This is a genomic window from Parashewanella curva (assembly GCF_003675895.1).
Taxonomy (GTDB): domain Bacteria; phylum Pseudomonadota; class Gammaproteobacteria; order Enterobacterales; family Shewanellaceae; genus Parashewanella; species Parashewanella curva.
Genome location: NZ_ML014766.1, coordinates 35,912 through 62,897, shown reverse-complemented (window position 1 = coordinate 62,897; position 26,986 = coordinate 35,912). Strand labels below are relative to the sequence as shown.

The window sequence follows — 26,986 nt, the reverse complement described above, 5'->3', positions numbered from 1 at the left end:
GGTCGTTAAGGATTTAAAGGCGTTAAATGGTTGTCATTTTTTTTCGCGTTAGATGCATTTAAAGACTCAATGGCTTCCCTAAGAGCTTTTGCCGTTAGTTGGCATTGTCCCTTTCCATATTGAGCAGCCTGTAGTTCCTCTATAACTTGTTGAACTTCTGTTGACACTTGAGATACTTGTGACAAATTCAAAGTCGTTCCTTGGAGTTGGCTAGCATATTTTTGGAGCAGTGTTAGCACTTTACCATACTCTTTGGCTTCAAATGCTTGTTCTATCTCTTTTATGGAGATATCAGACCACTGAGCAGATGCTCTAGGAATTGCCATTTCTTGTGTGTTCGGCTGACGACTTTGTCGCCACCACATGAAGGTGGAGAATAACCAAAGCAAGGCTAAAACAAGAGAAACCCATGGCCAATAGCCTGCTGACTCAACTGGTGCAGGCGTTGTTGCAGTTTGAGGCGGTGCGATAGGCTCTTGTGTAGCTGAAGCAGGTACAGATCCAATGACCTTTATTGTTTTTGCAGGCAAGATTGCAAATTCTTGCTTGCGCTTGATTGGGTTCCACCATGGAACGCGAACTTCCGGCAAGGTAAAGGAGCCAGGCTTGGTTGGAACGATTGCAACCGTTTGGCTTACTTCAGCCACTAAAGAGTTGCCACGAACATAAGTTTTACGTACTGGTTTTTCAGGGTAGCTCTTCAACGCGTTAGAGTAGCTTAGGTTAAGTGTTGGAACACTGGTATCGTCAGTATTCGAAGCCAAAATTTTGATGGTTCGCGTGATAGGGGAACCAACCTCAAACACATTTTTGTTTTCTGGCCACGTTTCTTTTAGAACCACTAAATCAGAAACTAACCAATCACCGTAATAATCAGCGGGTTTAGGTAAGATTTGAATGGACTGTGGTTTTGCATTTAATAGAACAGGGCGACTTTCATTAAAGCCAAATAAACCACGGCTTGGTTGAGTATTGGTTAACACATCGCCACTAAAACCTGCTCCAGTAATTTCTAACTTACCAGCCTTGTTTGGAATAACGCCATAGGTTCTTTCAATGACTCGAAAACGGCGGCCGTTGACGATTTCGGTTGTATCTTTGTCATTGCCTATTTGTTTAACTTGAGCATCTTCAATGTTAGGGGCATTTAATGCCCCACGCTGCAAATCAACGGCAAGGTAAAGCTTCATGGTGTAAAGCAAAAGCTGGCCAACGTAACCTTGCTGGTGATTCAGTGAAGTGATGATGTAAACGTCTTTATTCTTCTGCTTAGCATTTGCATCCGAAACGACTTGCAGAGCGATTTCATTCGATTTTACATTGTCGATTTCGAAGCTAGGGATCTTCACGATACCTTTGTGTTTCGGAGCCAACAGAATTTGCCAGCGGGTTTCTCGTTTAGCGTCGAAGTTGATGATTTGAGTGCTTCGACTCACGCTAGTACGTCCGACAATAAAATCTTTGAGTAGGGCAGAGGTGTTGAGAGTTTTGCCTTCAACTTCGTCATCAGCGGTAACGTTTAAAATGAAATACTCGCCTTTAACAACAGGGTTTCTATCAACCGATGATTCTATTTTTGTAATAGCCAGAGCAGGAGAGGAAGTGCTGACCAATAGAATAAATAATGTTAAGAGTCGTTTTACCACTGTTCTTGTCCTTCTACTGTTCGACCTTGTTGACGGCGTTTTTGATACTCAAGTTGCATTTTATTTCTGATCAACAGTTGTGGATCATCTGGGATGGCATTTAACGCCCTTTGCATACTTGCTGGCAATTGCTGTTTAGGTTCACCATTATCTTGTTTTTGTTCAGCGGCTGTAGCTTGTTGTTTTTTGGATTTCTGTTTATCCGCTTTTGGTTGCTCAGACTTTGATTTCTGTTGCTTTTGCTCAGATTGTTTTTGCTTTTGGTCATTCTGATTTGTCTGCTGGTTTTGCTGTTGAGGCTTATTGTTTTGCTCATCAGACTGTTGAGAGTCATTGGCAGACTGTTTTTGCTGATCTGACTCTTGATTCTGATTGCTTTGTTGTTGCTGGTTTTGCTTCTGTTGTGATTTTTGCTCGTCACTATTCTTGTTATTCTGTTGATCATTTTGCTGAGGTTGCTGATCTTTTTTGTCTTGGTTTTGTTGTTTGTTATCACCGCTACTGTTTTGTTTCTTTTGTTGCTGCTGTTTTTGCAGTTTTTTTGCAAGCTCTAAATTATGCTGAGCGTCAGCCATGGATGGAGCTTGTTTTAGAGCTTGCTGGTAACGTTTTTCAGCCTCGGCATAGTTGCCCATTTGCATTAGCGTATTGCCTTGATTGTAGAGCCCTGTTGCTGAATTATCTTGTTCAAATCCTTTCAAAGCTTGTTTGAAATCACCAGCTTTGTATTGTGCACTGTGTTGCCATTGTGGTTGATTGAATTGTTTAGCCGCTTGTTGATACTCTTTGTTGTTATAGGCCTCTTGCGCTTGTTGATTCTGCGTTTTCCATAGGGAATTCCAATCCATTGCTTTTACTGGTTGTGGCATTAGTAGACCAGCACACAATATTAGAGTGAACAGAGTGGCCCCGTTTCTAAATAACATAAGTACAAAGGGGGTCAGTAATAAAGCGATGTATGGCCCTAAGTCTTGCCATGTTTCACCTTGTAAGTCAGTCAACTTGGCTTGTTTTTTTACACTTAGCTGATTAGTTATTTGCTTGATATCATTATCATCAGCTCGATATTGGATCATGCTTCCTTGTCCTGCTTGTGCCAATTCGCTTAATAAGTCATATCGAGTTTTTGCCACCACAACTTGGTTAGCGTTATCTCTTAATAATTGTCCATCTGGCAAACGAATCGGTGCGCCTTGTTTACTGCCAAAGGCCAAAATAATCAAGCGAAAATTCTGATCGTCAAGTTGAGCTTTGGCCTGTTGCAGTTGCTTTTCGTTAATACCATCAGTGAATACAATAATGTCACCTTTAATATGTCCGCCGTGAGTAAGTAGTTGCTTCGCCTTATCAATACCTGAAGCTAGGTTCGAACCCGCCACGGGCATAATATCTGGCGTTAGTGTTGGCAAGAAATTTAACAGCGTTCCTTTATCACGAGTCAACGGGCTTATGGTAAATGCGTCTCCAGCATAGGCAATTAAACCCGTTTCCCCTTCGTTGAGCGCTTTGATCAAATCAATAGCTTTATACCTCTCTTGGGTTAAGCGGTTTGGAGGTAAGTCTGTAGCATAAGTGGATAAAGACATATCCATGAGCAGTACTCGGCCTTGAGTGCTGGCAAAAACAGGTAAATTTTGTTTTGTAACAGCGGGGCCTGATAAGGCAATGACCAGTATAAGCCAAAAACCACTTAGTAAAAGTACTGAGTTTTTATTGTTTTGTGCACCAGTATCAATAAGTAAGGTTGCTAAGTGAGGAGAAATATAACGGTTCCATACCGTATTTCCGCCTTGTTGTCGCCAAAGTAACACCAGTACCATTGCCAGAGGAATGAGAGCAAACAACCATTCAGGACGAATAAAATGTAAGGTCATTTTTGTTCTCCTGATTTGATTTTGGTTAGATTTTGCAATGTGGGCAATCGACTGAGACACATAAATACGTGAAGTAATAGCATGAGGGCTAGAGGATAATAAAACAGCTCTGAACGTGGGCGATACGTTTGTTGATCACGGGCGATAGGTTCTAACTTATCAATTTCATGGTAAATCTTTTCTAATTCCTCAGTATTACGGGCGCGGAAAAATTTTCCATGGGTTTTATTTGAGATGGCTTTTAGTGCATTGATATCGAGATCCATAGATGGATTTACGCGCTGACGCCCAAATAGGGTTCTTTGCTCTAAGATATCGGCACCTACGCCAATGGTATAAATGGTGATCCCTTGTTTGGCAGCAATATCAGCGGCTTGTTGCGGGTCAAGTACCCCTGCATTGTTAGAGCCATCGGTAAGTAAAATCAATATTCGATTGCTTTCTTTAACTTTATCAAAGCGTTTAACGGCTAGCCCAATGGCTTCGCCAATAGCGGTTTGTTTTCCAACTAGCCCAATTTGAGCTTCTTTTAAAAATTGGCTTACCGAACGTCTATCAAGAGTAAGAGGTGCTTGCAGGTAGGCGTGATCGGCAAACAAAATCAATCCTATGCGGTCGCCTTTACGACGTTGGATAAAGTCACTGACAACATGACGGATCATGGTAAAGCGATCTACGGTTTGATTATTGAGTACCATGTCTTCAATTTGCATACTGCCAGATAGATCCACTGCGACCATGAGATCACGACCTTTACTCGGCAGGTCAATAGGATCACCAAACCATTGCGGGCGGCAAATGGCGGTTAAGAATAGCAACCACAATAGCCAATAGCCGTATTTTTTTGTGGAAGCCTTTTGTTGTTGGACACCAGTAAGTTTGCCGGTTGCTGGCAATTTTAAGTGACCACCTTGTTGTTTTTGCTTTATGCGTTTGAAAAGAAGTGGCAAGGGAAACAATAGCCAAATCCAAGGCCAAATTATGGTTAACATTTGTCCTCCTTTTTAAGTGGAAGCGATTGCTTTAACCAAATTGCAGCAAGAGTGCTTAGCTGTTGTTTTTCTTCTTGTGTTAACGGAGTGGCTTGGTAGCGTTTTTCTAATAAGCTAGCTATTTTTCCTTGATGTGATTTAGGCATGGTTTGATCTAACCATTGGTACCATTGATGGCCATCTACGGCTGCAATATCTGCTCGGTTACGATAACTCAACGCTGCACGCTTGAGAATTGCATTAACTTGGACGGCATAAGTGTCAATGTCGAATGGAATAGCATGCAACTCAGCCATAGCTGCCTTCTTTACCTTTTGATTATTTTTATGGCGCTTAATGAGTAGGTAAGTCATTACTATCAACAGTACAGCTGTGATAATTACAATCCAATACCCGATAGCAAGAGGCCATAGCCCAATTACTTCAGGGGTATGAATATCTTTTAACTGTGCTAATGCTGGATTATTGGTATTCATTGGCGTAAAAGCTCCAATTGCTCACTGAGCTTTTTGCCTGCATCGATAGAGTTTGGGTAAACATGTATTTGCTGCATGAGTGATAAAAATTGTTGTCTTTTTTGTTGTTCGCTGTTCAGCCATGATTTATACGATTGGCGAGTTAACACTGTTTTCTGCTTGCCTTGTTTAATAGGCAAACTAAATTGCTTAGGCAGCTCTAGTTGCCCTGTACGGAGCGGATCGGTAACTAAAAAAGCCTTTACTTCACAATGGCGTTTAAGTTCAGTGAGTGGGGCAATGCATTCGGGAGTAAAGTTTTGGCCGTCAGAAATAATCCACACCAAGGAACCAGGCTTTGCTAATCGTTTTAAACGCATGCAGGCATTAAATACATGGTTTGGTTGATAGTCGTCATTATCTATATTCGCGAGTTGATTTTGATGAAGCTCATTTAAGGTAGAAATGAGCTGTAAAATGCCATGACGACGGCTTTTGGGTTTCAGTTCTACATGATCAGTTTCTGTTGCTACTAATGCACCGAGCCGATCGCCTTGCTGAACGGTATGCCAGCCTAATGTCGCTGCTATGTGACAAGCTTGCACAGATTGCAGCAATAACTGAGAACCAAAAAACTGGCTGTGACTGAGGTCTACAAAAAGTAGAATTGGCCTTTCTCGCTCTTCTACGAATAACTTAGTATGGGGCTTACCGGTACGAGCCGTGACTCGCCAGTCTATACTACGCACGTCATCACCTTGTTGATAATGCCGTACTTCAGCAAACTCCATGCCTCGGCCTTTAATATTACTGCTTCGGTGACCCGCTAAAGCTGCTTTGGCTCGGTGGTTTATGTTCGGCAGTGCTTTAGCTAGGTTTTGACAGGCTAACAGTTCTTTTTCAGAAAGCTCATAACCATTGGCAAATAGAGGCAATTGTTGTTCAGTTATCATGGATCCCATTAACTACTTTTGGTGAACGTATCTATTAAATTCATATCGCTTAAGGTACAGCCACTAAACTGAGCACTTTTTGGATCACATCATCTGTGCTGATCCCTTCAGCTTGAGCTTGGTAACTTAACAAAATACGGTGTCGCAGCACATTACCTGCAACTGCTTGTATATCTTCAGGCGAGACATAATCTCGCTCTTGTAACCAAGCTCTAGCTCTGGCACATCGTTCTAATGAAATAGTTGCACGAGGACTGACACCGTATTCTATCCATTGTGCAAGTTCTTCATTAAAGTGCTGAGGTTGACGAGTTGCCATCACAATATCGATGATGTATTTCTCTAGCGGTTCGGCAAGGTAAATATCCAATGCAGCATCACGAGCAGAAAAAATATCCGCTTGAGAAATAGGTTCCATTGACGGCAACTGGTGCGTTTGTGCTTCTTTGCGTGATTGACGCAAAATTTCCATTTCAGTTTCAGCACTCGGATAATCAAGATTCAAGTGCATAAGGAAACGGTCAAGCTGGGCTTCTGGGAGTGGATACGTGCCTTCATTTTCTAATGGATTTTGTGTCGCCATTACTAAAAACAAATTGGGTAACTTATAACTGTTTTTACCTACCGTCACCTGCCCCTCAGCCATCGCTTCTAATAGTGCAGATTGCACCTTAGCTGGGGCTCGGTTGATTTCATCTGCCAATATTAAATTATGGAATATTGGCCCAGCTTCAAATTCGAAAGCTCCAGTTTGAGCGCGATAGATATCTGTACCTGTTAGGTCAGCAGGTAATAAGTCTGGCGTGAACTGAACTCGATGAAAGTCACCTTCAATACCGTCACACAAGGCTTTGACAGCGCGGGTTTTTGCCAAACCTGGAGGGCCTTCTACCAATAGGTGTCCATTGGCAACAAGCGCAATAAGTAGGTTTTCTGTGAGTGTCGGCTGACCGAGGATCACGGTATTTAAGTATTGTCTTAGTGTTTGAAAACGGCTTAGAGACATGATTTTTCTCAGTAAATTAATTGCTTCGACTACGTTTGATGGTGTTTTTTATCATTTTATTTATGGAAAGTTCAAGGGATATTAAATGATTCATAATGAGATAAATCTAAACGAGTGTTTGAATTTCATCCGTAAATAGTTAGAATCAGATCACAGTTTTATGGTCTGACCTGTTGTTGCCTGACAAGTTCCGTTTTCAAACCAAGTTTTTGATGTTAATGGAAATCAGTCATTTTCAGATCGGTTTATTTATTCCATTCAAATTTATTCTATGGTTATAGGATCTAGTGTATGGATTATTTCAAAGGGGTTTTTTATGGGTGGTAAGCAACAACTGACTAACAGTCGCGGCGAACGAGTTGCGATTGTGAGTGGTTTACGTACACCGTTTGCTCGACAAGCAACGGCATTACACGGAATTTCGGCATTAGACTTAGGAAAGATGGTCGTTAACGAGTTGCTTTCTCGCTCGGAACTTGATCCTAAATTAATTGACCAATTAGTTTATGGGCAAGTGGTACAAATGCCAGCGGCACCCAATATTGCTCGTGAAATCGTATTAGGCACTGGCATGAATGTACATACGGATGCTTACAGTGTCACTCGTGCTTGTGCGACGAGCTTCCAGTCAACAGCGGATATCGCTGAATCTATTTTATTGGGCAACGCTGAAATTGGTATTGCGGGTGGCGCGGATTCATCATCGGTTGTACCGATTCAATTTTCTAGACGCTTTGCTCATGGTTTAGTGGACTTATCAAAAGCGAAAACATTAGGTCAGCGTTGGAACATCATTAAAAAATTAGGTTTAAAAGACTTAAAGCCAGTACCTCCAGCCGTTGCGGAATATTCGACGAATTTAAGTATGGGACAAACCGCAGAGCAAATGGCAAAAACGCATCAGATCAGCCGTGCTGATCAAGACGAGCTAGCTCACCGATCACATACTTTGGCTGCTAAGACATGGGAGTCAGGTGTTTTAAAAGATGAGGTGATGGTAGCTCATGTTCCGCCTTATAAATCTTTTATCGAGCAAGATAATAATGTTCGAACTGATTCTAACTTAACGAGTTACGCTAAGCTTCGTCCTTCGTTTGATCGCAAACATGGAACTGTGACCGCTGCTAACTCAACGCCATTAACCGATGGTGCTTCAGCAATTATTTTAATGAGTGAAGGTAAAGCAAAAGCTTTAGGTTATAACCCGATTGGTTATATCAAGAGTTATGCCTTCAGTGCAATTGACGTGTGGGAAGATATGTTAATGGGACCGTCTTATGCTACTCCAAAGGCGCTTGCTAATGCCGGTATGCAGCTTGAAGATCTCGATTTGATCGAAATGCACGAAGCCTTTGCCGCTCAAGCTTTAGCGAATATGAAAATGTTTGCTTCTAAAAAGTTTGCAGAAAAAAAGTTAGGTCAGTCTCGCGCCATTGGTGAAATTGATATGAGCAAATTTAATGTACTGGGTGGCTCGATTGCTTATGGTCACCCATTTGCGGCAACTGGTACGCGTTTGATCACTCAAGTGTGCCGAGAGCTTAAACGTCGAGGTGGTGGTACGGGCTTGGCAACTGCTTGTGCTGCAGGTGGTTTAGGCGCTGCAATGATTGTCGAAGTGGAGTAAATCAAGATGGAAAGAACTTTTAATTTAGAACGTCGTGATGATGGTATTGCAGTGGTTACTATGGATGTGCCAGGTGACACCATGAATACTCTCCGCGCCGAGTTTGCTAATGAAATAAGTGAGCTACTTAGTGAAATAAAGCGAGATAATAGCATTAAAGGGTTAGTGCTAATTTCAGGTAAAAAAGATAGCTTTATTGCTGGTGCTGACGTCAAAATGTTGGATGCCTGTAAAACCAAAGATGATGTCACTGCAATTACTAAACAGGGCTATGAAGTCTTTGCTGAACTTGAGGGGCTTTCTTTCCCTGTAGTTGCCGCTATTCATGGTGTGTGTTTAGGTGGTGGCCTAGAACTAGCAATGGCCTGTCATGCAAGAATTTGTACTGATGATGCTAAGACAATGCTAGGGCTGCCAGAAGTCATGCTTGGTTTACTTCCTGGTGGTGGCGGTACACAGCGCCTACCTAAATTAGTGGGGATCACAACAGCTTTAGATATGATGCTTACGGGTAAGCAACTTCGTGGCAAACAAGCGCTAAAAGCTGGTCTAGTGAATGATATGGTTCCTCAGTCTATTTTGCTTGAATCTGCAATCAATTTAGCCAAATCAGGTAAGGTCGCACCTAAGCCACGTAAAAAATCACTAATTAATCGCTTATTAGAAGATACATCAATGGGTCGCAATATTGTTTTTGATCAAGCGGCGAAAAAAGTCCATAAGAAAACTCAAGGAAATTATCCAGCTCCACCAAAAATTATTGATTGCATCAAAGTGGGTGCAAACAAAGGTATGCAAGCTGGTTTAGAGGCTGAGTCTCGACATTTCGCTGATTTGGTTTTGACTAAAGAATCAGCAGCACTGCGTACCATTTTTTTCGCTACTACAGAAATGAAAAAAGAAGCGGGCGAAGCGGAAATTCGAGACTTGAATAAAGCTGTTGTTTTAGGTGGTGGGCTGATGGGAGGCGGTATCGCTTCGGTAACCGCTACCAAAGCTAAAATGCCTGTCCGCGTGAAAGACATTGCAGAGCAAGGGCTAAGTAATGCCTTGGCTTATGCTTATAAGCAACTCGATAAAAAAGTAAAACGTCGTCACATAACTGCTTCTGCTAGAGACAATACCATGGCTTTGATGACCACAACGACTGAATATCGTGGTGTCAAAGATGCAGATATTGTTGTTGAAGCTGTGTTTGAAGATTTAAATCTAAAACATCAAATGGTGAAAGATATTGAGCGAGAATGTAACGAAAATACCATTTTCGCTTCTAATACCTCTTCTCTTCCAATTGGTCAAATCGCAGAAGCCGCCGAGCGACCTGAGAATGTAATTGGCCTGCATTATTTTTCTCCAGTAGAGAAAATGCCGCTGGTAGAAGTTATTGCTCACGAAAAGACGTCACAACAAACTATTGATACCACGGTAGCTTTTGCGCGTAAGCAAGGTAAAACGCCAATTGTGGTAAAAGATGGTGCAGGCTTTTACGTTAATCGTATCCTTGTGCTTTATATGCTAGAAGCAGCGCAAGTTTTACTTGAAGGTCAGCGGGTTGAGCATTTAGATAAAGCACTGGTTAAATTTGGTTTCCCTGTTGGCCCAATCAATCTTTTGGATGAAGTAGGTATTGATGTTGGTGCTAAGATTTCACCAATCTTGGAGAAAGAGTTAGGCTCTCGATTTAAAGCACCAGATGTTTACGAAAAATTATTAGCTGATGGTCGTAAAGGGCGAAAGAGTGAAAAAGGTTTTTATCTTTATGGCAAACAAGCTAAGAAAGGCAAAAAGCAGGTTGATGAATCGGTTTACGCCTTATTTGGAATTACCCCAAGCCATGATCATGATCCGAAAAAAACCGTTCAACGTTGCGTGGTACAAATGCTAAATGAAGCGGCGCGTTGTCTAGACGAAGGCATTATCGCTTCACCAAGGGATGGAGATATCGGTGCTATTTTCGGTATTGGGTTCCCTCCATTCCTAGGTGGTCCATTCCGTTATATGGATGAAATGGGCGCTGATAAATTAGTGACGCTTCTTAAAGGATATCAAGCCACTCATGGTGATCGATTCGAACCTTGTGAATTGTTAGTAAAAATGGCGGAAGAGGGTAAAAAGTTTTACAGCTAATTTTTACAGTCAAGAGATCTGCGTCAAAAAACTGACAAAAAGCGGCAAAAACAAGCCGCTTTTTTATTGCCTGCCGGAAAATTGTCGTTATTAATCAATTTGATATAAGTGATATCTATATGGCAAGTTAACCTGCCATTCTGGTGGTAACTCTTTTTTCGTCATACCTGCGAAGGCAGGTCCCCAGAGACTTTGAGTTCAAAGGAAATAGGTGGTAAGAGTTCACTTTCTCTGAAGGTTTGGTGTTGAGTTACTTGTTTTAGGGGAGATAAAGGGTAGTGATGCGGGTATTTAAATGAAAGTTATAGCGCGTTTGGGATTGATGTAATCGAGTGAATAGATAAGTTATTAAGAGAGCAGCAACGCTGAGGATTGATACCTCAGCGAACGCTGATGCTTTCATAATAATTCCTACTCGGAATTAGCTCCACCAAGCTTTTGCAGATACTACTTCTAGTTCTCTCAAGCCCTTTGGTAGCTTCACTTTATGAGTTTTAGGCTTTGCTAAACCCATAGCAATAAGGATGTTTCTTAGCATAGTGAGACCCTTTTAGGCGATTGGTGCTAATCGTACTTTTGGGGTTGCAGCAATTAAACGAACTTTAGGAGTTGCAGCAATTAAACGAACTTTAGGAGTTGCAGCAATTAAACGAACTTTAGGAGTTGCAGCAATTAAGCGTACTTTTGGGGTTGCAGCAATTAAGCGTACTTTTGGGGTTGCTACATTTAAATTTACTTCAGAAACTTCTTTTTTACTTTGTACGTTATTTGCAAGTGCGAAAAATGCTGTAGTGACAGACGCAGCTAATAGGATTTTTTTATACATAGTTCTCTCAATATGATTAATGAAATTTTCATATTGTCTAAGCACACATCGTGCCAACAAATGTTCTTATTTTTAATTGGAAAAGCTATGTTTACTTCTACTACATCGAGATACTAGGTTAGGCCTCCTAACCTTTATTGTTTTTTAAAAACTTTGTAAATTCTAATGGTGGCAATGGCTTACTAAAAATATAACCCTGTATTTCTTCACACTTCAGAGCACGAAGCGCAGTCAGCTGATTTTGTTCTTCAACACCTTCAGCAACTACTTTGAGCTCCATGTTATGGGCAATCGTAATAATTGAATCTACCATTTTGAGGTCACGATCGGATTTATCAATATCATCGATAAAAGATTTGTCTATTTTAATGGTAGATATCGGGAAGTCCTTAAGATAAGTTAGGGAGGAGTAACCCGTACCAAAATCATCTAAAGCTAAGCTTATTCCCATGTTGCGTAACTTAGTCATTACTTTAATGGCTTGTTCAGGGTCTTGAATTACCGTACTTTCAGTTATTTCAATTTCAAGATGTTTAGAGTCAAGCTCAGAATATTTAAGTACTTGAGTGATTCTTTTTTCAAGATCAGGCAAAGCGAATTGTCGTGAAGAAAGGTTTACTGCAACTCGACCGTTGAATCCATATTTTTCAACCCACTTTTGAGTTGCATGACAAGCTTTGCTGAGTACAATTTCACCGAGCTCAACAATTAGCCCTGTTTCTTCAGCAATCGGAATAAATTCAGCTGGAGAAATAAATCCATGAACTGGGTGTATTAAGCGTACTAAAGCTTCCATCCCAGACAATTTATTTGAACTTAGTGAAATTTTGGGTTGGTAATAAACTTCAAAATAATCTTTTTCCAACGCTTCTCTAATGAGATTCTCTACTTCTAATTGACGAATAGCCCCAGCATTTTCAGATTCTTTATAAAAATTAAAGCTATTGCCACCATTAGACTTGGCTGAATACATAGCAACTTCAGCGGATCTTAATAAATCATGTTCGTTAGCTTCATCATCGGGGTAAAGCACAATGCCAATACTGACACCTACAACAGCTTGATGAGTTTTTAAAGAAACCGGTTTTATAAAGGTTTCAATAATTCGACTGGCAATTGCTGCGATATATTTTATGTCGGTCAGCTTTTCGATAACAATAGCAAACTCATCTCCGCCTAAGCGGTATAGAGTGGCATCACCATCTAAAGCCTCTGTCATTCGTTTTGATACTTGAACTAACAATTCGTCACCTAGGGCATGACCTAGTGAATCATTGATTTTTTTGAAGTTATCAATATCTAAAACCAGTAAAGAGTGACGAGCTTTACGTGTGACTAAGCTGGTTAATGTCAACTGCAAACTGTCGCGATTTGGTAACCCTGTCAGGTTGTCTGTAGAGGCAATTTGGCGCATCTCTTGTTCTTGGGCTTTTTTGATGGTGACATCAGAGAAAATAGCAACAAAGTGGCTGGTGTTACCTCTATGGTCATAAATGGTGTCTATCGTCACGTCCATTTTAAATAGGCTACTATCATTGCGCTGAGCGTCTATTTCACTGGTCCAGCGACCGTAGTTAGTAAGCATATGTTTTACTTGCTGGGTAAAACTATCTGGGTATTGAGTAAATTTAAGCTTTTTACCTATAAGCTCTTCATTTGAACAACGCATGATTTTGCAGCAAGCAGAATTAACTTCGATAAATTGAAAATCAGCATCGAGAATAAACATACCTTCAGATATGTTTTCAATGGCCGTACCAAACAGCTTTAACTGTTCTTCGTTACGCTTAAAATCATTAATATTTTTTATGGTTCCTGTCATACGAACAGGTGAACCATCATCTTCACGCTCAACAACACGAGCACGATCTAAAATCCAAATCCAGTCGCCATTTTTGTCTTTAACACGGTAAGGAACTTCGAAGATATCCGTACTAGCGTTTAAGTGCTCACTGAGCATTTTGTTGACATGCTTCCGATCCATGGGATGGATATTATGACCTTGGTCTTCATTTTCTGCTCTTTGTCCTATTTCGGGAAAATTGAGGCTTTGCCAGACATTAGAGCGGAAAATTTTACCAGTTCGAATATCCCAATCCCACATCTCATCGCCACTTCCCCATAAAGAAAGCATTAGTCGCTCTTCGCTCAAAGCGATCTGTTTTTGAGTCTCTCTACGATTTTTTAAAAATTTTATAATTAGAGCTAAAATAAGTAAGCATATAAGAAAATAAGTAAATTTAGCTTCTCTATCTAACCACCAAGGGGGATTTATGACCACTGTTAAAGCTTTTACATTACCTTGTTTTTCAGTTAGAGGGTCTATGGCTACAATTTCGAAGGTATATTCACCATGAGGGATGTTTGTATATGTCGCGGAGTTATATTTTGCTGAAATCCACTCACTATCAATTCCTCGCATTAAATATTTAAATTCGCTTGAGGCTTGTGTTGAAGAAAAATTAAACGTAAATGGGGAGTCCGAATAATTAAAAATATATTTGTTGTTTTGTTTATGTTCTTTTAGATCAACTTTTTTATTTAATATGGATATTGATGAAATGTGGGTTGTTATTTCTTTGCTTGATTTTATGTGGTTTTTTAATTTTTTAAAATCAAAAATTGAAATGCCTTGAACGCCCGCTAACAAAAATTTATTTTTTTTGTATGGTAAGATTGTTGCTGTGTTATATTCAGATTGGCTGCCATTATTCATTTTTAATGAATAATGATTGTTATTTAGAATGATTAATAACTCAGATTGAGATGTAGCGATCACTTCATCATTTTTACAATAAATTGAATATATGAATTTGTTTCCGTTATGTACAGTTGAATACGAGTTGTTTACTAAGTGGTATTTTTTTAATGAATTTGACGTGCCAAGGTATAAGTTGTTATCAGAAATACAGATGCTGTGTATTTCTTGATCGTATATTTTGTTTATTATATTGGGTTTTATTTCAAACAAACCATCTTTACTTGCTATATAAATAGAGTTTTTATTTTTTATGATATCGAAAATTGGCTTTTTGTCTGATACCTTAATTTTGTTAATGACTTGTTTTTCTTGGATTTTATATAAGTACCCTTTATCTGTTCCAGCTAGTAATGAGCCTTTATCTTTTAATACTGCAGTGATTTTTCCATCAATAATTTTAGTTGAACTATTACTTTTATTGTCAAAAAAGTACAAGCCGGAGTTAGATGCTATATATAGCTTGGACTTAAATGGAGCTATAAACTTATAACCTTTTAGCTTCGATTTTTTTGTGTTGACTTTGAAAAGATCAATGTTTAATACTGATATTTCATCGTTAGTGGAATAGTAAATCTTGTCGTGATTGTTCTCAAGACTCCAGACAGAGCTTTCTGTTAGATTAAGTCTATTTATGAGATTTTTTACGTTTTTTATTGTGGTTAGGCCATAATCAATACTTCCAATGTAAAAGTCATTGCTTTCTGTTTTAAATGTAATTATTGGAAATAATTTTCCTTCGATTTTACCTATGACTTCATTTTTTGTGATGTTATATATTATTTGATTGTTTAAACCTAAGAGCTGGTTCTTATATATGGCTAGGTGGTTATATGAGGTGCGATTTAGGACTTTCTTTGAATAATTACTGTTTAATTTAAATAATCCATCTTCGCTGCTAAAATACACATTGTTATTATGTGATATTAAGTCGTTTATATTTTTTTTTATTAGTTTCTTTTGACCGTTCTGAAGATAAAAAAGCTCTTTGTTATAGCTCCTGAATACTAACTTTGAATCTGTAAGTAAAACAAAGTTTCTTATCCCAATCGGAGAACTATCTTCATATAAAACTTTTGGGTTATGCCTTACATTAATCAATATTTTCGAATCTGTTGTGATAGCAATCGAGTCATTTTGGGCCTCAATTGACCATACAGGTTCACTATTAATTAGTTCATCATGTACTTTTTCAAAAATTTCAAGCTTAATGTTATATCTAGCCAAACCACTATCAGTACCAACCCAAAGCGTACCGTTATCGTCCACGAACAAACTGCGAATAAATGAACTAGGTAGCCCACTCTCGCCTGCGTAGTAATGGGTAAATTCAGTACCATCAAATCGGTTTAATCCATTAACCGTGCCCACCCACAAAAAGCCATCTTTATCTTCTACAATCGAGGTCACCGTACTCTGTGACAATCCTTCAGCAACACCGTAAGTCTCAGTATTGAGAATAATGTGTGATTCTGGAATTTCGATCAGATCTGTTTCTTCGTCTTTAGATATCGAATCGTCTGATTTTTGTTCAGTGATTGAGGTCGGTTTGGTTTGGGAAGCTTCTACGGAGTTGCCAGAAGCATGGATAGTCCCTGAGAGGATAAGTAAAAACACGGCACAAATGTGTCTGAAATACATAGTTATCTTTTTATTTATTGTTATTGGCTTAACGAGTACGATAGAACACAACACTTTTTCAGATTCTTAACCATTTGTCAAAGCTATTGTATCTAATTGACACTATTTGTTGCGGCCTTGAAATATTGTGTCAATAAATGGCTAAACAACAGGATTTTGACGGTGTTTTTCTCTGACTCAATATTGTCAATTATGAGCATTCTCTAAAGGCTGAAGCGCGTAGAGTGGTGCTTGAATGAAATAAGATCTTCTGGAATGGATTGAGTGGCTGTAATCTGTTGGTTTTGATGTTCTTCACCACAAGAATAAAGAACGATTCTGTCTTTATGATTGGTTTTCATTTTTTCTATTAAAAAACGGATCAGCTCTGCTCTAGTGAGGAGAGTTATTTCATTCACTACTTGTTCTCTTTGATTAAATTGATAATCTTTGTTCCCAATGCTGGTCCAATACCTCTGGCTTCGAGTTTTAAGATTAGGATCATGTTCCATAATTTGGCTGATGAGCCCAGCTTTGGTTTTTTCCCATTGCTCGGAAGTTAATTCCATGACGGTATAGGCAAAATCTCCAATGAACTTGTCAATTTCTTGTAAGAGCAATCGCGGCCCACTGTTAGGGGATTGAATGTAGAAAATCATTCCTGGATGACGATTGAGCGGCAAGTAGTTTGTTCCAACCATATATCCAAGTTGTTTTTGGGTTCTTAACTCGTGGAAGAATGAAGATGACATAGTGTGATTGAGTAAACTGAACAGAGCCATGTTGAGTGTGTTGGTATGCTCAGATTGGAAATAAACTAAAATGGCACTATCTTGGTGTTCGGTGCTTACTTTACTGACTAACGTCCCTCGATTTTTTAAGTTAACGAGTTCACGTTCACTTTCAGGGCTTGGAGCGGATACTAAATCCAGAACTTCGCTCAAATGTTCGCAGATATCTTCGGCTTCCTCTTGTAAATAATCGCCATATAAGAAGCCTTCTAAGTATGTGGCTTCGTAAAATCGTTCAACATGCTGATGGAGTAACTCTAGTGTTGCATCCTCAATTTCTTTCGCTAGTTTTAATGGCTCATAGCTTCTTAATTGTACGGTTGAGGTTAATGCTGAAAATAATTGAGAAATAGGGCGGGTGTTACTTATATTTCTCCAGTTTCTGATCAGCTGTTTGGTCACTCTCTGAAAGCGTGTTTGGCAAAAATTACGCTCTTTAGCTTTTTCGATGATCAGCTTCAATAAGTCTAACTGCTTGATAGTAAAACCACTGATATGGAGCGTGAGTCCTGCTTGATGTGGATAAATATGATAATGAATGCCAGCAACCTCGGCATCATAGGTATATTCAGCGAGGTAATCTAAGACCATTTCTATGTATAAGCGGGTATATGCGGCGTGAGTTTGCGTATCGCAAGCATGAAGTGAATCAATGGCTAAATAGATGTGACCTTTCGGTACATTGAATTTTTGGTCTTTTTGATACCAAAGTCTGAAGCCTTTTCCGTCTTTTAAAATACTTGGAATTGTGAGTGGATAATCCGTTAACCTAGGGCGCGCCTTTTCAATAATAAAAGGGTTTGGTTCTGGTAAGGTTAGTTCTGATCTAATATGAGGATTATTACATTTTTGGATCAGCCATTGGCCTACCTCATCGATCCTATATTCGGCTTTATACCACTTGCTGCAAATTTGCGCTTGGATTTCAGGTGCAATAACTTGCAAGCGCATACGCTCAGGCTTTAGCATTGCTAATAATAAATTGGTTTCTGCAAGGTTTAGCCCGTCCATACGGTAATCACCATAGATAACATCTTCAACAGGATAATGTTGCATGTTGATGCTGAGGTGGCTAACCAGTTCCATGGCTTTAACGGGTTCTTGATAATCGAATGCCTGTTGAAGCAAGTTAGCACGTTCTTGATAACGCCAATTTTCTAATCCATCTTGTTTTATCAATTCTAAATATTCGAAAGTGGTAATGACAATGTCATCAATGTGCTCTAGTCCTAGCTCTGTAAGCTGATACAGTATTGAAAAATCTTTAAAATTATACCCAGAGGCACCGCCACCAGAAGAAAGGTTGTTAACCCAGCCTTTTGATTTTAGATATGAAAGCAGACTGCCTTTAGTTTCGTTTCCTAACAAGTGACTGATAAAGGTGAGTGGTTTACTAGGGTAATATTCTTCTACATTAGGTAATAAAAAGCTGATGGTTAATCGTCGCTGACTTTTAACTGGAACTACACTTATTTTCTTTTGTAATTGTTGTTGATCATACAAAGGTGTTTTCGGGTAATTTTTGCTAAGAAACTTATTTTTGATATCGGAAAAAAACTTGTGAGCCAGTGCTTCAAGTTCATCTAAAGAATTTGGAGAAATTAAGCACAGAGTCATAATATTTGCACTGTACTTATTGTGATAAAACTCGAGAAGTTCTTGTCGTAATTCATTTTCGTCACCGCCAAGCGTTACCAAGTTACCTACAGAAAATTGAGTAAATGGGTGATTTGGATTACATGTTTCTTTCTCGACATCGAAAATTCGGCGTACATCATCTTTTAGCTTTAAACTGAATTCAGATTCAATAGCGTGTCGTTCTCGATCAACGAATTCAGCATCAAAAAGCGGAGAGATAAAAAATTGACTAAAGCGGTCCAGTAAAGCGTCGAAATAAGCAGGAGCGATTGAAGAAAAAAAGTTGGTATGCTCGCTGCCAGTCCACGCATTATTACTGCCGCCATAATGGTTTACAAACTCATTAAATTCACCACATTTAGGATATTTTTGAGTTCCAAGGAAAAGCATGTGCTCTAGAAAATGAGCCATGCCCTCACGATCTGATGGGTCGTCGAAGTGCCCAACATTAACGGCCATAGAAACAGCTGATCGGTTAGTTTTGTCGTCTTGTATCAAAAGCACCTTGAGTTCATTGTCTAGTCTAATAAACCGATACTGACGATGATCATTGGGGCTGGTGATGATTGAACGTGGTTCGGTGGTCAATGATTATTCCTGTAATGTGAAAGCGCAAAAGAGTTCAACCACAATATATAGTGGTTGCTGTTTGCTGATTTCGCAAATTATGCCGGAAATATTTTTTGATATTAGTTCTCAGCCGTTTTAAATTGCTTTAGAAAATTATAGTGAGCAGAGTTAAACAATTACTGTGATATAGTTCGGATTTCAACCAGATGACCGGCCTAAGTATCAATTTGTTTCAATATTGATTTATTCGGCTTTTGCCATTGCCCGTTTTGAAGTTACAATTGGGTTAATAACCAATAAAGTGAGGCAACATCAAAGTCAGGTGTCGCGTCATTTTGATGATGAGATATCTATGCAATTTTTCTTGATGCGCCATGGTGAGGCAAGCTTTAATGCCAAAACTGATGACGCTCGTGTCTTAACTCCGAATGGGAAAGCTCAGGCTTCTCAAATTGGGCATTGGCTTAACGAACAGGTAGAAACATTTGATTTAATTTTGGTAAGTCCATACGTGAGAGCCCAACAGACTTGGGATGAGGTGAAAAAGTCGTTAGGCAAAGTTCCTCGCATCGAATCACTTACAGAACTAACACCTGATGCTGACCCTGAACGTTGCGCCATAGCAGTTGAAGCGTATGCTCAACATTATCAAGCCAAAAATACCTTGGTTATCGCTCACATGCCGCTGCTTGGTTATTTAGTTAGTGAGCTTGTTTCGGATATTGAGCCCCCCTTATTTTCGACTGCTGGAGTAGCTGTAGTTGAAATGAATAGCGCATCGTCAAAATTACTGGTTCAACATAGTCCACACTGATACTATTTTTAAACTATTCAACTTTACCTTCAGGTGGCTGCCAAAGTTCGACTTTGTTGCCATCTGGATCGATTACCCAACCAAACTTTCCAAATTCAGAAACCTCGGTTGCTTCCATCACATTGCAGCCCTCTGATTTCAAAACGTCGAGTAACGTAAATAAATCATCGACGCGATAATTCACCATAAAGCCGGCTTGGCTTGGTTCAAAGTACTTTGATGTGTTATCAAATACACTCCATACGGTAGCGCCGTCAGGGGTTGGGTTCTTTTCATCATGCCACTGAAAGCTCGTTCCACCCCAGCTTTGTATATCAATACCCAAGTGCTTTTGATACCAAGCTCTTAATTGTTCTGGGTTACTAGATTTTATGAATACACCGCCAATTCCTGTTACACGTTTCATTTAATTATCCTTTTTATTCGATATCGATTAAGACCAGAAGAGCAGCATCACTTCCCCATTCTTTTGGCGCTTGATGAAAAGCTAACACTTTCGGGTGTTGAGCTAACCACATTGGGAGTTGCTGTTTTAAAATACCAGAACCATAACCGTGCATTACGCTGCAACACTCAACCCTTTGTTTGATACACGCGCGTATCAATGCTGCTATTTCAAGTTTGGCTTCGGTTTGTCTCATGCCGTGTAAATCAAGCAATAGATCAGGCACAAAGTCACCACGACGCAATCGTTTTAATAAGTGATTATCTACGCCACTTTGTTTCCAACGCATTGGTCCTTCATGTGGAAGTAAAGGCTGATAGCTGTCAGAAAAAAAACTGTCAGCATCAATTTTTTGCTCACGTTGAATCGTCACATTCCTTGATTTAGTGGCTTCTCGAAAGTGTCGCTTATCTTGTTTAAGGGGCTTAATTCCTTTCATCAAATCAGCAAAACTTTCCATATCATTAAGTTCGTCTTTGTTTTTCATTGCTTGGTTCTTTGAGATAAGTGACGATATTTTACTGAATCCTAAGCCAAGTTGACATAGAATATACCCTTGATAATCCCAATGGCACGATTTCAGCGAGGATTAATTGGTATTTAGGTAAGGTAACTTTCAGAAGTCTGGTCGATGTTAAAGGTAAGAACTTAGTATAAATACCAATTAAACTCGCACTGCGTGTGCTTCTGAGCGTACATTCTTCTTTGTTATGAAAGCTTAAATTAGCCCACTAGTTTTTCGCTTTCATGCCTTGAATAATGATACGCTCAAAAGCCCTGAAAAACTGCCACTGGAATTATCAAGGGTATTTGTAATTGCACCAGCTAGGAGTGTGTTTTGGACAGAATTTATGTGGAAGAAGCGGTAAATGAACTGCAAACCGTAGGTGATATGCTGAGATGGGCGGTCAGTCGTTTTAATGATGCCGATATTTACTATGGGCATGGTACTGATAATGCGTGGGATGAGGCAATTGCTTTGGTTTTCCACGCGTTGCATTTACCTCATGAAATCGGTCAGCAAGTCATTAACACTAATCTACTGACGTCTGAAAAACACAAAATCGTTGATTTGATCATACGTCGTGTTAACGAGCGTATTCCAGTACCTTATCTTACAAACAAAGCTTGGTTTTCTAACTTAGAGTTTTATGTTGATGAGCGTGTATTAGTACCGAGATCACCGATTGCAGAAATGATTAGCAATCGTTTTGGGCCTTGGTTATACAATAAGCCTGTTAACCGAGTATTAGATTTATGTACAGGTAGTGCTTGTATTGCAATCGCATGTGCTTACGAGTTTGCTGAAGCCGAAGTTGATGCGTTGGATATTAGCGATGATGCTTTAGAAGTTGCTCAAATCAATGTTGAATCTCATCATTTGATGGACAGGGTGTTTCCGATGCAATCGGACGTATTTTCGTCAATTCCTAAAGGTCCACAATATGATTTAATCGTATCTAATCCTCCTTATGTGGATGCCGAAGATTTATCCGATATGCCTGACGAATATCATCATGAGCCTGAAATTGGCTTAGGCTCAGGGCGTGACGGCTTAGATCTCACTAAACGGATTTTGGCTAATGCGGCTGATTACCTAACTGAAAATGGTGTATTAGTAGTAGAAGTTGGTAACTCAATGGTTCACTTGATGGAGCAGTTCCCTGAAGTACCATTTACTTGGGTTAACTTTGAGCATGGTGGTGACGGTGTGTTTGTATTAACACGAGATCAATTGATTGAGAGTGAATCACTATTCACCATTTATAAAGACGAAAATTAAAACATCAAGGAAAACCATGTCAGGAAACAGCATTGGAAAGAATTTTGTCATAACGACTTTTGGTGAGAGTCACGGTATCGCGTTGGGATGTATCATTGATGGTTGCCCACCGGGTCTTGAAATCAGCGAGCAAGACATTCAATTGGAACTTGATCGTCGCCGTCCAGGGACTTCACGATACACGACAGCACGTCGAGAGCCTGATGAGGTTAAAATTCTTTCTGGTGTGTTTGAGGGCAAAACCACAGGTACATCGATAGGCTTGTTGATTGAAAATACCGATCAGCGTAGTAAAGATTATTCCAACATCAAAGATAGTTTTCGACCCGGACATGCGGATTACACTTACCAACAAAAGTATGGTTTACGTGATTATCGAGGTGGAGGCCGCTCTTCGGCAAGAGAAACCGCCATGCGGGTTGCTGCTGGCGCAATAGCCAAAAAATACCTCAAAGAAAAACTGGGTATTGAAATCCAAGGTTACTTATCCCAGTTGGGGCCAATTACTGCCGATGCTATTGATATTGAGCAAATCTCGCAAAACCCATTCTTTTTTCCTGATGAAAGCAAAATAAAGCAGCTTGAAGATTATTTAAAAGATCTCAAAAAGCAGGGCGATAGTATTGGCGCGAAAGTCAGCGTAGTGGCGACGAATGTTCCTGTGGGGTTAGGAGAGCCCGTATTTGATCGACTTGATGCTGACATAGCACATGCACTAATGAGCATTAATGCGGTAAAAGGTGTGGAGATTGGTGATGGTTTTGGTGTTGTAAATCAGAAAGGCTCTGAAGGTCGCGATTTAATGTCGGCTAAAGGATTCCAATCTAATCATGCAGGTGGTGTGTTAGGAGGCATTTCTTCAGGCCAACCTATCATTGCCAATATTGCGCTTAAACCAACTTCAAGTATTAGTGTTTCTGGTGAAACCATGGACATTAATGGTAATGATGTCGATATTGTTACTAAAGGCCGTCATGACCCTTGTGTAGGTATTCGAGCAGTGCCGATCGCTGAAGCCATGTTAGCAATAACATTAATGGATCATTTTCTACGTCAACGTGCTCAAAATAGTGATGTTTCAACACAAACACCAATTCTAGGAATGGAATAAGCAAATATGAAATTTCGACTTGGTATGTTTGTTAATCCCTTCGCCGGACTTGGTGGCAGTGTTGCCTTAAAAGGAAGTGATGGTGTTGCTGAGCAAGCTTTAGCTCTAGGCGCGGTCCCTAAAGCGCATTTAAGAATGGCTGAAGCGCTAAAAGTGCTGCTGCCATATAAAAATAAAATCCAAATTCTCACAGCCAGTGGCGAAATGGGCGAGCTGGTGGCTAAAGAGCTGGGTTTTCACGTCGAGCTTATTTATCAAACTTCTCATACGCCAACTTCAACCGATACTCATCAAGTTGTAGAAGTCCTTAATCAGACTGAAATTGATTTACTACTATTTGCAGGTGGGGATGGTACAGCGCGCGATGTGTATTCAGTTGTTGATGATACCAAACCTGTATTGGGTGTCCCTGCAGGAGTAAAAATTCATTCAGGGGTGTATGGCGTAACACCTAAAGCATCTGGCCTAGTGGTTAAAATGTTACTTGAAGGTGAATTGGTCAGTCTAATGCGTGCTGATGTTATGGATATCGATGAGTCGGCTTTTAGAGAAGGCCGAGTCAAAGCCAAGCGTTATGGTGAAATGTTAGTGCCAGCCGAGCCAAGATACATCCAAGCGGTAAAAATGGGTGGGAAAGAGGTTGATGAGTTGGTTTTAGCTGACATAGCCGCAGATGTAATTGAGAACATGGAGGATGAACTCTTCATTATGGGCTCTGGCTCGACGGTTGCTTTTGTTATGGAAACCTTAGGCATAGAGAACACCTTGCTTGGTGTCGATCTTATTCAAAACGAATCATTATTAGCTTCAGATTTAACGGCACAACAACTGTTAAGTTTAACTGAAAGTCAATCAACCAAATTGGTGATAACCCTAATAGGCGGTCAAGGACATATCTTGGGGAGAGGAAACCAACAATTGTCCTCAGACTTGATCCATCGCATAGGAAAGGAAAATATCATCATCCTTGCCACTAAAACCAAATTAAAAGCACTTGAAGGTCGTCCTTTAATTGTAGATAGTGGCGACCCCAAACTAGATAAAGAACTCAGTGGCTACTATCCAATTACCACTGGTTACCACGATAGCGTGATGTACCAAGTAGCTGCACCAGATGAATTGGAGAATGAAATTCGATGTTAGAACAATATGAAATGGCTTTAGATAACTGGATTGAGAATGTCGTTTCTAACGGTGATGATGATGCCTTATTTGCCAGCGGCTACTTGCAAGGTCATATTGCAGTAGTGCTTTCAGAGTTAGAAGTCGAGGGTGATAGCTCTTTGCCTGCATTGGATTCAAAAATTGAAGTATGTATGGAACTTGCAAAAGATGAATTGGAAGAGGATGATTTGCAATTGGTCAAGTCTGCATGGTCTGAGTTGAGAACGGACTTAGAACTACTAAAGTGAAGCACGAGGAGCAGCTTCAAATGTTGCTGTTCCTTATTTCATCAGTGCTTTTGGGGGATTCATTTTTTGTTGGCGAGACTTAAAATAACTTGCCCATTTTGCTACTTGTTCTTCTGGTTCAGCACGTAATAGCTTTAAACACCTATCAAATTCAGTTTCTCTAGAAACCAGTGAGGTAAACCAACTTTTACTTGCAGTTGATAAAGCACTTTTTACTTCTTTGCTAACCTCGTCAGGTCGTCTGTTAGTGGAGTGATAAGTGATTGCAAGTTTTGACTGAGGATCTGAAGATGCGGATAAACTACCACTAGCATTTGCACAGGCCGTTATTAAAAGATCAAATTTTTGCTTTTCTATGTCATCTTCTATCGCTAGCTTAACGTTATAGCCAATGCGAGAAATACGAACAAAATCTTTAAGCGTTGAAGTTAACTCTTCATCGAGTATATCAGTTGTCTTTACCACCCCTGTATTGTGGTCAGGCTTATAATAGCTATCGGAAATCTCTCCTCTTAAAAAACGACCAAGTTGAGTAATTCCCGTGACAACCTGAGGGTCTGTAAGCCAAAGCTCAGAAGTTCTATCAGGTGGAACAGCAAGTAAAGAATGAAGTTGATCGGATAATGTTTCTTTCCCTCCTGTGTTTACTTTTTCCAGTATCCATTGAATTTGGCGGTACTGATCAAATATTTTGTCAGAATCGCCATAGTCTCTCGCACTTCTTAGAAAAGATTCTAAAAATACAGTTTGAAAAACATTTAAACCATCTTGGGGGCATATTTCATTAATAGAAAATCCCGCACTTAAGAAAAGTGCTAAAATATCAGGATTTCCGCTTTTTGCTGCTGCGAATAACGGTGTAAGCCCCGAATGGTTTGGTTGCTTAAAAAGAGGATTTTTTTGCACATTTTCTTTTATAGCGTGTAGAGTTACAAAATTGACTTGTTCAACTTGCGCTGTTTCGGCAATATTCGTCCGTTGACATGGCACTAGCATGAGATCTGTAACTAATGCCAAATTTCCTTTTAGGCATGCAATGTGTAAAGGGGTATTTCCATCTTTGTCTTGAATATTAAGCAATGCACCAGCATCGAGCAGGGCATCAACAATTCCCGACTGTGCAAGATTAATTCTTTTACTAATAATGGGATGGTTGCTATATAAATCTGCGGTTAGTAGGTGCAAAAAAGTTTGGCCATTATGATCTTGGCAATTAACATCAAGGTTATGACCACTTAGCAATTCAAATATTGGAAGTGAACCAACGAGATGTATGGCAGATTGTTGTTCAAAAAACGTGTTTGACTTGAGATTTACGTCTGCCTTGCATTCCAATAATAGTGTTACTGCTTGAGAGTTGTTCAATAATACAGCCCACATAAGTGGAGTATATTGGTTAGTTATTTCCCACCTCGCCTGTGCTTCAATTCTATATGCCCAAGTGTTAACTTTTTCAGGGTGTAGTTTTAACAATCTTTCAAGAATATCAGCTTTATGTTGAGCTATGGACCAATGAATTAAAAAGCTGACTTCGTCATCAAAGGCATGAACTGCCCCAACTTTAAGATGACCACTTCTTATTGTTGCAGTACTCATTAAGTCATCAAAACTGTGTTGATTGTATTGGTTTATATCACTTTCGAGTAGCCAACCTTTAGCTAAGTAAGCTTTAATATGCGGTTCTAGTTTTATGTCATGTTTATATTTGTCGTAAGTATCGTTCTTAGAAAGAGTCGATGTGTAATCGTAAGGCCATGCTCGTTCAGTATCTGATTTGGTTGAAGGCCTGTGAGCACGTAAAAAGATATCTATAACTTCGACTTCTTCCAGCTCGAACTCTTTCACTTCAGATTGTATATCGGGCTTCTCTGTTAATTCTATGTATAACTTAAATGCTTCTCCTGCAATTGTTTGATCCTTGTGGCTATCTGGGTATTTATCTGGATGTAATGCAAGGCAAATTTGTTTACGAAGCTTACGTTTTGTTTGCGATGCCATTGATGCTGGCCAAAGTAGTTTTTGTATTTCTGACTCGACTTCTTCTGGGCTTGCTTCTAGCTCCTTTAGCTCTAACAGCTTTTGATAAACTTGATTTAACTTTTCATCGGTTGCGGTTTTTTGGGGGCATGGTTCTGTTTGTATGTCTATGGCGTGGTGTTTTATTTCTGCTACTTCTACTGGCACTAAGTTTGTTCGAACGTCTGTTTCGGAGTGCGTAATTTCTTGCTCACCAATGGTCTTCGCCTCTGGTTTTACATCGACTAAAGTCCATTCGGAAAGCTCATCGGCTTTTTGTATGGCTTGATGAGCTGAGTGAGAATGAAACTCGCTAACTTTGGGGCAACAAGCTGCAGGTGCAAAGTTTGAAGCAGGTGACAGAGAATCACCCTCTTCATTGATGTTTACTTCTGTGAGTTCAAATAATAATGCAGCTTGTGTTTCATTTCCTGCTTCGGTGATTGCAGTGGCCATTGTGTATACAAAAATATTTTGGTAACACCGAATTTAGCATTTAAAGGGTTATGCCGTAATAAAGCT

The 26,986-nt window shown here is 39.7% G+C and carries 19 protein-coding genes; 7 read left to right on the top strand and 12 right to left on the bottom strand.

Translation table 11 applies throughout. From position 1 onward, the window contains the following. Positions 1-5: 5 nt before the first annotated feature. The 6 genes from D5018_RS07480 to D5018_RS07455 are packed head-to-tail and all read right to left on the bottom strand — an operon-like array spanning position 6 to position 6,926. Positions 6-1,646, bottom strand: coding sequence for a BatD family protein (locus D5018_RS07480; protein ID WP_121838390.1), 1,641 nt, complete (start codon positions 1,644-1,646; stop codon positions 6-8). Continuing rightward, positions 1,640-3,520 (bottom strand): vWA domain-containing protein, encoded by a 1,881-nt coding sequence (locus D5018_RS07475; protein WP_121838389.1) that lies wholly within the window; start codon positions 3,518-3,520, stop codon positions 1,640-1,642. Before D5018_RS07475 ends, D5018_RS07480 begins: the two co-directional genes overlap by 7 nt. Then, a complete protein-coding gene (locus D5018_RS07470) occupies positions 3,517-4,512 on the bottom strand; it encodes a vWA domain-containing protein (RefSeq protein WP_121838388.1) in 996 nt (331 codons plus the stop codon). Before D5018_RS07470 ends, D5018_RS07475 begins: the two co-directional genes overlap by 4 nt. Further along, positions 4,506-4,988 (bottom strand): DUF4381 domain-containing protein, encoded by a 483-nt coding sequence (locus D5018_RS07465; protein WP_121838387.1) that lies wholly within the window; start codon positions 4,986-4,988, stop codon positions 4,506-4,508. The genes D5018_RS07470 and D5018_RS07465 overlap by 7 nt, the downstream gene beginning before the upstream one ends. After that, positions 4,985-5,920, bottom strand: coding sequence for a DUF58 domain-containing protein (locus tag D5018_RS07460; RefSeq protein WP_121838405.1), 936 nt, complete (start codon positions 5,918-5,920; stop codon positions 4,985-4,987). The genes D5018_RS07465 and D5018_RS07460 overlap by 4 nt, the downstream gene beginning before the upstream one ends. A gap of 49 nt (positions 5,921-5,969) precedes the next feature. Further along, the gene (locus tag D5018_RS07455; protein ID WP_121838386.1) at positions 5,970-6,926 is read right to left on the bottom strand and encodes an AAA family ATPase; all 957 of its coding nucleotides are present in this window, start codon (positions 6,924-6,926) and stop codon (positions 5,970-5,972) included. 316 nt (positions 6,927-7,242) lie between these two features. Between D5018_RS07455 and fadI the strand changes: the two genes are divergently transcribed. Next, the gene (gene fadI / locus D5018_RS07450) at positions 7,243-8,553 is read left to right on the top strand and encodes an acetyl-CoA C-acyltransferase FadI (RefSeq protein ID WP_121838385.1); all 1,311 of its coding nucleotides are present in this window, start codon (positions 7,243-7,245) and stop codon (positions 8,551-8,553) included. Between the two features lie 6 nt (positions 8,554-8,559). Further along, entirely contained in the window at positions 8,560-10,680 is a 2,121-nt protein-coding gene (gene fadJ, locus D5018_RS07445; protein WP_121838384.1) for a fatty acid oxidation complex subunit alpha FadJ, read from the top strand. A 550-nt stretch (positions 10,681-11,230) separates the two neighbouring features. Here the strand turns inward: fadJ and D5018_RS07440 are convergent. From D5018_RS07440 to D5018_RS07430, 3 genes are all read right to left on the bottom strand, one after another. Continuing rightward, positions 11,231-11,506 (bottom strand): hypothetical protein, encoded by a 276-nt coding sequence (locus tag D5018_RS07440; protein ID WP_121838383.1) that lies wholly within the window; start codon positions 11,504-11,506, stop codon positions 11,231-11,233. Between the two features lie 127 nt (positions 11,507-11,633). Then, positions 11,634-15,905, bottom strand: a complete 4,272-nt coding sequence (locus tag D5018_RS07435) for an EAL domain-containing protein (protein ID WP_121838382.1) — start codon at positions 15,903-15,905, stop codon at positions 11,634-11,636. Between the two features lie 203 nt (positions 15,906-16,108). Continuing rightward, positions 16,109-18,901, bottom strand: a complete 2,793-nt coding sequence (locus tag D5018_RS07430) for an insulinase family protein (RefSeq protein ID WP_121838381.1) — start codon at positions 18,899-18,901, stop codon at positions 16,109-16,111. Between the two features lie 334 nt (positions 18,902-19,235). Here D5018_RS07430 and sixA point away from each other — a divergent pair, with 334 nt between their 5' ends. After that, complete coding sequence (gene sixA / locus D5018_RS07425; protein ID WP_121838404.1) at positions 19,236-19,697, top strand: phosphohistidine phosphatase SixA; 462 nt, start codon at positions 19,236-19,238, stop codon at positions 19,695-19,697. Positions 19,698-19,710: 13 nt separating this feature from the next. On the opposite strand, the gene D5018_RS07420 is transcribed toward sixA, so the two are convergent. Together D5018_RS07420 and smrB are read right to left on the bottom strand one after the other, a co-directional pair. Then, complete coding sequence (locus tag D5018_RS07420; protein WP_121838380.1) at positions 19,711-20,103, bottom strand: VOC family protein; 393 nt, start codon at positions 20,101-20,103, stop codon at positions 19,711-19,713. Between the two features lie 13 nt (positions 20,104-20,116). Then, a complete protein-coding gene (gene smrB / locus D5018_RS07415; protein WP_121838379.1) occupies positions 20,117-20,629 on the bottom strand; it encodes an endonuclease SmrB in 513 nt (170 codons plus the stop codon). Between the two features lie 351 nt (positions 20,630-20,980). On the opposite strand from smrB, the gene prmB reads away from it, so the two are divergent. The 4 genes from prmB to D5018_RS07395 are packed head-to-tail and all read left to right on the top strand — an operon-like array spanning position 20,981 to position 24,448. Further along, positions 20,981-21,925 carry a 50S ribosomal protein L3 N(5)-glutamine methyltransferase gene (gene prmB / locus D5018_RS07410; protein WP_121838378.1) on the top strand — a complete coding sequence of 315 codons (945 nt, stop codon included), beginning with the start codon at positions 20,981-20,983 and terminating at the stop codon, positions 21,923-21,925. A gap of 16 nt (positions 21,926-21,941) precedes the next feature. Further along, complete coding sequence (aroC, locus tag D5018_RS07405; RefSeq protein WP_121838377.1) at positions 21,942-23,036, top strand: chorismate synthase; 1,095 nt, start codon at positions 21,942-21,944, stop codon at positions 23,034-23,036. A gap of 6 nt (positions 23,037-23,042) precedes the next feature. Then, on the top strand, positions 23,043-24,179 hold the full coding sequence (locus D5018_RS07400; RefSeq protein ID WP_121838376.1) for an ATP-NAD kinase family protein: 1,137 nt from the start codon (positions 23,043-23,045) through the stop codon (positions 24,177-24,179). After that, a complete protein-coding gene (locus D5018_RS07395; RefSeq protein WP_121838375.1) occupies positions 24,173-24,448 on the top strand; it encodes a YfcL family protein in 276 nt (91 codons plus the stop codon). Before D5018_RS07400 ends, D5018_RS07395 begins: the two co-directional genes overlap by 7 nt. A gap of 33 nt (positions 24,449-24,481) precedes the next feature. Here the strand turns inward: D5018_RS07395 and D5018_RS07390 are convergent, their stop codons facing one another. Continuing rightward, entirely contained in the window at positions 24,482-26,920 is a 2,439-nt protein-coding gene (locus D5018_RS07390; RefSeq protein WP_121838374.1) for an ankyrin repeat domain-containing protein, read from the bottom strand. Between the last annotated feature and the right edge of the window lie 66 nt (positions 26,921-26,986).

Excerpts from the sequence above, each read along its gene's own strand:
- smrB (WP_121838379.1), bottom strand. The coding sequence starts at position 20,629 with ATGAAAAACAAAGACGAACTTAATGATATGGAAAGTTTTGCTGATTTG.
- aroC (WP_121838377.1), top strand. The coding sequence starts at position 21,942 with ATGTCAGGAAACAGCATTGGAAAGAATTTTGTCATAACGACTTTTGGT.
- D5018_RS07435 (WP_121838382.1), bottom strand. The coding sequence starts at position 15,905 with ATGTATTTCAGACACATTTGTGCCGTGTTTTTACTTATCCTCTCAGGG.
- fadI (WP_121838385.1), top strand. The coding sequence starts at position 7,243 with ATGGGTGGTAAGCAACAACTGACTAACAGTCGCGGCGAACGAGTTGCG.
- D5018_RS07460 (WP_121838405.1), bottom strand. The coding sequence starts at position 5,920 with ATGATAACTGAACAACAATTGCCTCTATTTGCCAATGGTTATGAGCTT.
- fadJ (WP_121838384.1), top strand. The coding sequence starts at position 8,560 with ATGGAAAGAACTTTTAATTTAGAACGTCGTGATGATGGTATTGCAGTG.
- D5018_RS07390 (WP_121838374.1), bottom strand. The coding sequence starts at position 26,920 with ATGGCCACTGCAATCACCGAAGCAGGAAATGAAACACAAGCTGCATTA.
- D5018_RS07470 (WP_121838388.1), bottom strand. The coding sequence starts at position 4,512 with ATGTTAACCATAATTTGGCCTTGGATTTGGCTATTGTTTCCCTTGCCA.
- D5018_RS07395 (WP_121838375.1), top strand. The coding sequence starts at position 24,173 with ATGTTAGAACAATATGAAATGGCTTTAGATAACTGGATTGAGAATGTC.
- D5018_RS07400 (WP_121838376.1), top strand. The coding sequence starts at position 23,043 with ATGAAATTTCGACTTGGTATGTTTGTTAATCCCTTCGCCGGACTTGGT.
- D5018_RS07475 (WP_121838389.1), bottom strand. The coding sequence starts at position 3,520 with ATGACCTTACATTTTATTCGTCCTGAATGGTTGTTTGCTCTCATTCCT.
- D5018_RS07465 (WP_121838387.1), bottom strand. The coding sequence starts at position 4,988 with ATGAATACCAATAATCCAGCATTAGCACAGTTAAAAGATATTCATACC.
- D5018_RS07420 (WP_121838380.1), bottom strand. The coding sequence starts at position 20,103 with ATGAAACGTGTAACAGGAATTGGCGGTGTATTCATAAAATCTAGTAAC.
- D5018_RS07440 (WP_121838383.1), bottom strand. The coding sequence starts at position 11,506 with ATGTATAAAAAAATCCTATTAGCTGCGTCTGTCACTACAGCATTTTTC.
- D5018_RS07455 (WP_121838386.1), bottom strand. The coding sequence starts at position 6,926 with ATGTCTCTAAGCCGTTTTCAAACACTAAGACAATACTTAAATACCGTG.
- sixA (WP_121838404.1), top strand. The coding sequence starts at position 19,236 with ATGCAATTTTTCTTGATGCGCCATGGTGAGGCAAGCTTTAATGCCAAA.